Here is a 7,048-nt window from a genome sequence, read left to right as displayed (position 1 = left end):
CCCCGGGCGCCCGCTTCTCGGCCATCACCGAAGGCGTGAACCCGGCTGACGTGTCCGGCACCGGCCGCCACGGCGCCGTGACCAAGGAAGACATCGTCAACTTCGCTCGCAACGGTGGCATCGGCAAGGCCGGCGGCGCCCGTCCGGAAGAACGCGTGCCGATGACCCGCATGCGCAAGCGCATCGCCGAGCGTCTGATGCAGTCGAAGAACTCGACCGCGATGCTGACCACCTTCAACGAAGTCAACCTGGCCAAGGTTTCCGCCGCGCGCAAGGAACTGCAGGAAGAGTTCGTGAAGGCCCACGGCATCAAGCTGGGCTTCATGAGCTTCTTTGTGAAGGCCGCCGCCAACGCGCTGCAGCGCTTCCCGCTGGTCAATGCCTCGATCGATGGTGACGACATCATCTATCACGGCTACTCGGACATCTCGATCGCCGTGTCCACCGACAAGGGTCTGGTGACCCCGGTGCTGCGCAACGTCGAGCGCATGTCCTTCGCCGACATCGAAAAGGCCATCGCCGACTACGCCAAGAAGGCACGCGACGGCAAGCTGTCGCTGGAAGAACTGCAGGGCGGCACCTTCACCGTCACCAATGGCGGCACCTTCGGCTCGCTGATGTCGACCCCGATCGTCAACCCGCCGCAGAGCGCCATCCTCGGCATGCACACGATCAAGGATCGTCCAATCGCCGAGAACGGCCAGGTCGTGATCGCCCCGATGATGTACCTGGCCATGTCCTATGACCACCGCATCATCGATGGCAAGGACTCGGTGCAGTTCCTGGTGGACATCAAGAACCAGCTGGAAAACCCGGGCCGCATGCTGTTCGGTCTGTAATCCCTCCGGCCCCTCGCCCGCAATGGCGAGGGGCTTGGCTTTGCAGGCTCGCATCACCGTCCTCTTCCCGGCGCCAGGCGCCAGCGGCCCGCCTCCGGGCCGACGGAAAGCAACAAGGAATTATCAATGGCTGAACAATTCGACGTCGTCGTCATCGGTGCCGGTCCTGCCGGCTATCACGCCGCCATCCGCGCCGCCCAGCTCGGTCTGAAGACCGCCTGCATCGACGCAGCGCTGGGCAAGGACGGCAAGCCGGCCCTCGGTGGCACCTGCCTGCGCGTGGGCTGCATCCCGTCCAAGGCGCTGCTGGATTCCTCGCGCCAGTTCTGGAACATGGGCCACATCTTTGGCGACCATGGCATCAGCTTCAACGACGCCAAGATCGACGTCGGCGCGATGGTTGGCCGCAAGGACAAGATCGTCAAGCAGTTCACCGGCGGCATCGCCCAGCTGTTCAAGGCCAACAAGGTTGCCGCCTACTACGGCTTCGGCCAGCTGCAGGCCGGCAACGTGGTCACCGTCAAGCAGCACGACGGCAGCACCGTCGAGCTGAAGGGCACCAACGTCATCATCGCCGCCGGTTCGGATTCGATCGAGCTGCCGTTCGCCAAGTTCAACGGTGACACCATCGTCGACAACGTCGGCGCGCTGGACTTCACCGAAGTGCCCAAGCGCCTGGCCGTGATCGGCGCCGGTGTGATCGGCCTGGAACTGGGCAGCGTGTGGAAGCGCCTGGGTGCGGAAGTGACGATCCTGGAAGCCATGCCGGAGTTCCTGGCCGCTGCCGACAGCGAAGCCGCCAAGGTCGCCGCCAAGGAATTCAAGAAGCAGGGCCTGGACATCCAGCTCAACGCCAAGGTCTCCAAGACCGAGGTCAAGGGCAAGGAAGTGCTGGTCACCTACAGCGACGCCAGCGGCGAGAAGACCATCACGGTCGACAAGCTGCTGGTCGCCGTGGGCCGTCGTGCCGCCACCAAGGGCCTGCTGGCCGACGGTACCGGCGTGCAGGTCAACGAGCGCGGCCAGATCGTGGTCGACGACCATTGCCACACCGGCGTCGACGGCGTGTGGGCGGTCGGCGACTGCGTGCGCGGCCCGATGCTGGCCCACAAGGGCTTCGAGGAAGGCATCGCGGTGGCCGAACTGATCGCCGGCCTGCCCGGCCACGTCAACTTCGACACCATCCCGTGGGTCATCTACACCGAGCCGGAACTGGCCTGGGTCGGCAAGACCGAGCAGCAGCTCAAGGCCGAAGGCATTCCGTACAAGGCCGGCAGCTTCCCGTTCGCCGCCAACGGCCGCGCAGTGGCGATGTCCGAGCCGGCTGGCTTCGTCAAAGTGCTGGCCCATGCCGAAACGGACCGCATCCTCGGCATGCACATGGTCGGCGTGAACGTCTCCGAGCTGGTGCACGAAGGCGTGCTGGCGATGGAGTTCAGCGGTTCGGCCGACGATCTGGCCCGCATCTGCCATGCCCACCCGTCGCTGTCGGAAGTGGTCCACGACGCGGCCATGGCCGTTGGCAAGCGTTCGATCCACAAGGCCAACTAAGCTCCACGGCCTGTGTGCAGAAGCTCCGCCCCGGCGGGGCCTTCTTGCTTTTGAAATCCTCTGATCCCGCCCCTGTTCATAGACGGAATCCGAACACCTCTCCCCATCCATCAGGAACAACCATGAAGTCCATCTGCGTCTACTGCGGCTCCAATCCCGGCGCCAAGCCATCTACATGCAACGCGCCACCGAACTGGGCACGCGCATTGCCAAAGAAGGCCTGCGGCTGGTGTACGGCGGCGGCAGGACCGGACTGATGGGCGCGGTGGCCGACGGCGTGCTGGCCGCCGGCGGCGAAGTCACCGGCGTGATTCCGCAGCATCTGGTGGACATGGAAGTGGCGCACAAAGGCGTGACCACGCTGGAGATTGTCGGCTCGATGCACGAGCGCAAGTCGCGCATGTTCGACCTGTCCGATGCCTTCGTCGCCCTGCCCGGCGGCTTCGGCACCGCCGAGGAGATCTTCGAGATGCTGACCTGGCGCCAGCTCGGCATTGGCAAGAAGCCCTGTGCCTTCCTCGATATCGACGGCTTCTACGCACAGCTGATCGGCATGATCGACACCATGGTCAGCGAACGCTTCCTGCATCCGGAACAGCGTGATGATCTGTGGCACGGCGAAGATCCGGCGCGGATGCTCGAATGGATGCGCGCCTACTCGCCGGCGCAGGCCAGCAAGTGGTTCGACGAGAAGCTGCGCGCCGCGTTGCGGTAAGTCACTGGCACGGCGCAACGCGAGTGGCTGGAAAGCGCCCGCCTCCGGACGTGGCGCGGCCGGGAGAAAACGCAATCCGTTGCGTTGATGCTACCGCGCCGGGGATCACCCAGATCGATCCTCTTCAGGCCTGCCGTTCAAGCACAGTGAGCGCCCGTCCAGAACAAGCCCGCATCGGCGGGCTTGTTTTTTTTGTATATCAAAGCTGCTGCAAAGTGGCCTGGCGCGGAGCGGGATACCCCAGCAGATATCCCTGCCCGTAGTTGCAGCCCAGCTGCTGCAGGGTCTGGCGTTGCTGCTCGGTTTCCACGCCCTCGCCGATGGTTTCGATACCCAGGGTCCGGGCCAACGACAACACTCCGTCCACCAGTGCCAGCGTGCTCTTGCCGCTCTGTGCGTGCAGTCCGGCGACAAAACTGCGATCGATCTTCAACGCGCTGATCGGAAAACGATGCAGATAGGACAGCGCCGAATACCCGGTTCCGAAATCGTCCAGCTGCACCACCACGCCCCGCTCCCGCAACTGGTGCAGGGTCTGCAGCGTACGCGGTGCATCATCCAGCAAGGCCGTTTCGGTGATTTCAATGCGCAATCGATCGGCATCGGCACCTGCTTCTTCGATCACTGCCAGCAGGCGCGGCGCGAAATCCGCCACACGGAAATGCCGGGGCGAGACATTGACCGACACGTAGCCACGCGCGGTGCGGGCCAGATCCTTGACCACCTGTTCATAGATCAGCCAGTCGACCTGCTCGATCAGCCCGCTCTCCTCGCCCAGCGCGAGAAACTGCCCGGGCAACAGCAGGCCGCGCTGTTCGTGCGGCCATCGCAGCAAGGCTTCGTGACCGATCAGGCGACCATCCTCCAGTGACACGATGGCTGGTAGAAGGGCACGAAATCACGATTGTTGATCGCACGCCGCAGATCGGACTCCAGCTCCAGGCTGCGCATCGCTTCCTGATGCATGGCGGCATCGAACACCACACAGCGGTCCTGGCCTTTCACCTTGGCCCGGTACATCGCCGCATCGGCATCCCGCAGCAGATCCGCGCCGGAGGTGTAGCGCGGGTGCCACAACGCGATACCCACGCTACCGGAAGGAAACAGCTCGCGCCCCTCCACCCACATCGGCGCCTCGAGCACTTTCAGCAGACGCCGCCCCAGATCCATGGCCGCCACAGCACCACCGTCACAACGCACCACCAGCGCGAACTCATCGCCTCCCAGGCGGGCGACGACATCATCGGTGCGGATCATCCGCACCAGCCGTCGCGCGACCTCCACCAGCATCTGATCACCTGCGGCGTGGCCGATACTGTCATTGACCCATTTGAAGCGGTCCAGGTCCAGGAACAACAACGCGAAAGGCGGGCCAGCGCCCAGGCGCGCATGGGCAATGGTCTGCTCAAGCGTCTGCTGCAGATGCATGCGATTGGGAAGACCGGTCAGCACGTCGTGCAAGGCAAGGTGGGTGAGCCGCTCCTCCGCGCGCAGACGTTCACTGATCTGCCCGAGCAGCTTCTGGTTGACCTCCCCCAGCTCGTAGGTGCGCTCCACGACCCGGCGCTCCAGTTCCGAATGGGCATCGAGCAGGCGGCCGCGATCACGCTGACGGGTCAAGCTGTTGCCGATATTGCCGGCCACAAACGCGAGAAGCCGCTGGTCCTGCGCGTTGAAAACCACGTCAGGCGAATAGCTCTGAACCGCGATCACTCCCATGATCTCGTCATCGTTCAGCAGTGGTACCCCCAGCCAGCAATAGGAAGGCGTACCAAACTCGCAAAGTTCACCGTTGGCGATCAACCGATCAATATCCTCGCGCATGGCCAACAACGGCTGTCCCCGGCGGATGGTGTATTCGGTCAGGCCGCCACTGAACGGGCGTGAGGTTTCCCGGGGTCTTTTCTCATCCACGGAGTAGACGAAGTCCACCCCATCGCCGGTGGCGTTCACCAGGGCGATGTAGAAGTTCCGGGCATCGAGCAACGTGCAGATCACCGCGTGCAGCTGTGCATGGAAATCGGCCTGGCTGTTGCAGCTCATGGCCAGCTCGGAAATCCGGAACAGCGCCGTCTGCACCATTTCAGCGCGACGGCGCTCGTTGATTTCCGCCTGCAGACTGCGGTTTGCCCGCTCCAGCTCCAGCGTGCGCCGCTGTACGTGCTGCTCCAGCCGCACATGCGCCTGCCGCCGGTCCATGGCGGTCAGGATGTGCTTGGCAACGAAATTCAGTACCGCGCGATCCTCGTCCGAGTAGCGGACCTCGAGCTGGTAGCTCTGCACCACGATGGCGCCGCACACCCGCCCGTTGCGCCACATCGGCACCCCCAGCCAGTCGGCACTTTCCAGCCCCTCGGCCTTGTCACACCGTGAATCGATATTTCTCAGCAGCTCACGCGATGGGCCACTCATCACCTGGCCATGCCGCAGCACGGCGAAGGTCAGGCTGGCCGGCATTTCCTCGTGGCGATAGCTGCGTTCGGGCTCGGGGATGAAATCGTCCTGGGTGTCCACGAAATACAGAAAGCGCAGACTGCTCTGCTGCTCGTCGCATTCGACGATGTAGCAGTTTTCCGCGTACATCAGCGAGCCGAGAATCTGATGGAAATGCGCCAGCATTTCATCGAAATCCAGATCCGAACCGGCCAGATCGGCGATCTCGAACAATGCCTTCTGCAAGCGTTTTGAGCGCTCCAACTCCTGGATCCGCAGCTGCTGGCGCAAGGTCATCAGTACCGTGGTCACCAGCGCCCGCGCCGTACCCAGCCACGCTTCGCGCTGCTCGTGCGCCACGGTTTCAGTGAGCTCGGCGATCAGCGCAATCCGGGTGCCGCTGTCGGCATGCGTCCACGAGGTCGAAACACGCAGGGGAAGATCACCCGTCATCGCGGCCCCCTCCAGCTGCTGTCGCACCGCCGACTGCAGCGCATCGCGATCCGGCGGACTGGTACAGCCGCCGGCAGCGAGCACCGCGTCCTCCCACGCCAGCGCCACCGTACTTCCGGCGGGGAGCAGTCCCTGCAGGGTCGCGACCACGCGGGCCGTGGGGGAATCACTGTCCGCACGCGGGTGGGCGGCAAGGATATCAAGCGGGCTGTAGAGCATACATCCGGTCTCTTTGGCTCCCAAACTGGATGGGCTCCCCTGATCCGCAGCATACCGTCACCCACGCGGATATACAGGGCCGGGCAAAAGTTCTTTATCTGAATCCGCAGGAGCCGACTCGCCGGCCGGCTAGGCATCCACCCGAGGAATCATTAGGCTGGGAAAGTGGATACCGCCGTCCAACCTGTTTCCGACGAAACGCTGATGCTGGCCTATGCGCGTGGCGATGGCGACGCGTTCGCCGAGCTGTATGCCCGCCATCGGACCCGCCTGTTCCACTACTTGCTGGGCCAACTGCGTGACCGCTCGCTGGCCGAGGAACTTTTCCAGGATATCTGGCACAAGGTCATCAACGCCCGCGGCAGCTGGCAGCCGGAGGCCGCCTTCGCCACCTGGCTGTTCCGCATCGCCCACAACCGGCTCAATGATCACTGGCGGGCCGCCAAGCACCGCCCTGCGGCACCGGCCGATGCAGACGAGCGCACAGCGCGACTGGCCGATGTACGCACCCCGGAACTGCTGGCCGATGAGCACATCCGGCGCCAGCAGTTGCAACAGGCGCTGGCGGAACTGCCGACCGAGCAGCAGGAAGTGGTCATCCTGCGCCTTGAGCAGGAGCTGAGTCTGGAAGAAATCGGGCAGATCACCGGCGTGGGCCGGGAAACCGTCAAATCGCGACTGCGTTACGCGATGGACAAGCTGCGCGCGAGGTTGAACGAATGAAGATCTCCGACAGGCTGACCCCGGAAGAACGCGAACTCGCCCGGCTGCTGGGGCAACCGCGCTCCAGCGAGCAGCCCGGCGCCGAGCTCGACGCCCGGATCCTGGCAACGGCGCG

3 protein-coding genes and 2 pseudogenes are annotated in these 7,048 nt (G+C 64.1%); 4 read left to right on the top strand and 1 reads right to left on the bottom strand.

Translation table 11 applies throughout. The features are described from left to right. From sucB to JCM9942_RS08640, 3 genes and pseudogenes are all read left to right on the top strand, one after another. Window positions 1-839: dihydrolipoyllysine-residue succinyltransferase (sucB, locus tag JCM9942_RS08650; protein ID WP_054659055.1), on the top strand; the 839-nt coding region annotated here is incomplete at its 5' end. A gap of 126 nt (window positions 840-965) precedes the next feature. After that, a complete protein-coding gene (gene lpdA, locus JCM9942_RS08645) occupies window positions 966-2,390 on the top strand; it encodes a dihydrolipoyl dehydrogenase (protein WP_054659053.1) in 1,425 nt (474 codons plus the stop codon). A gap of 122 nt (window positions 2,391-2,512) precedes the next feature. Further along, window positions 2,513-3,105, top strand: a pseudogene (locus JCM9942_RS08640) (LOG family protein). A 199-nt stretch (window positions 3,106-3,304) separates the two neighbouring features. On the opposite strand, the pseudogene JCM9942_RS08635 reads toward JCM9942_RS08640, so the two are convergent. Beyond that, window positions 3,305-6,210 (bottom strand): annotated as a pseudogene (locus tag JCM9942_RS08635) (bifunctional diguanylate cyclase/phosphodiesterase). Between the two features lie 204 nt (window positions 6,211-6,414). Here JCM9942_RS08635 and JCM9942_RS08630 point away from each other — a divergent pair. After that, window positions 6,415-6,933, top strand: coding sequence for an RNA polymerase sigma factor (locus JCM9942_RS08630; protein WP_425478333.1), 519 nt, complete (start codon window positions 6,415-6,417; stop codon window positions 6,931-6,933). Window positions 6,934-7,048 lie beyond the last annotated feature (115 nt).

The sequence above is a fragment of the Stenotrophomonas pictorum JCM 9942 genome, from assembly GCF_001310775.1.
Classification (GTDB): Bacteria; Pseudomonadota; Gammaproteobacteria; order Xanthomonadales; family Xanthomonadaceae; genus Stenotrophomonas; species Stenotrophomonas pictorum.
The sequence above is the reverse complement of the archived record's forward strand: the minus strand, read 5'-3'. Positions and strand labels throughout refer to the sequence as shown.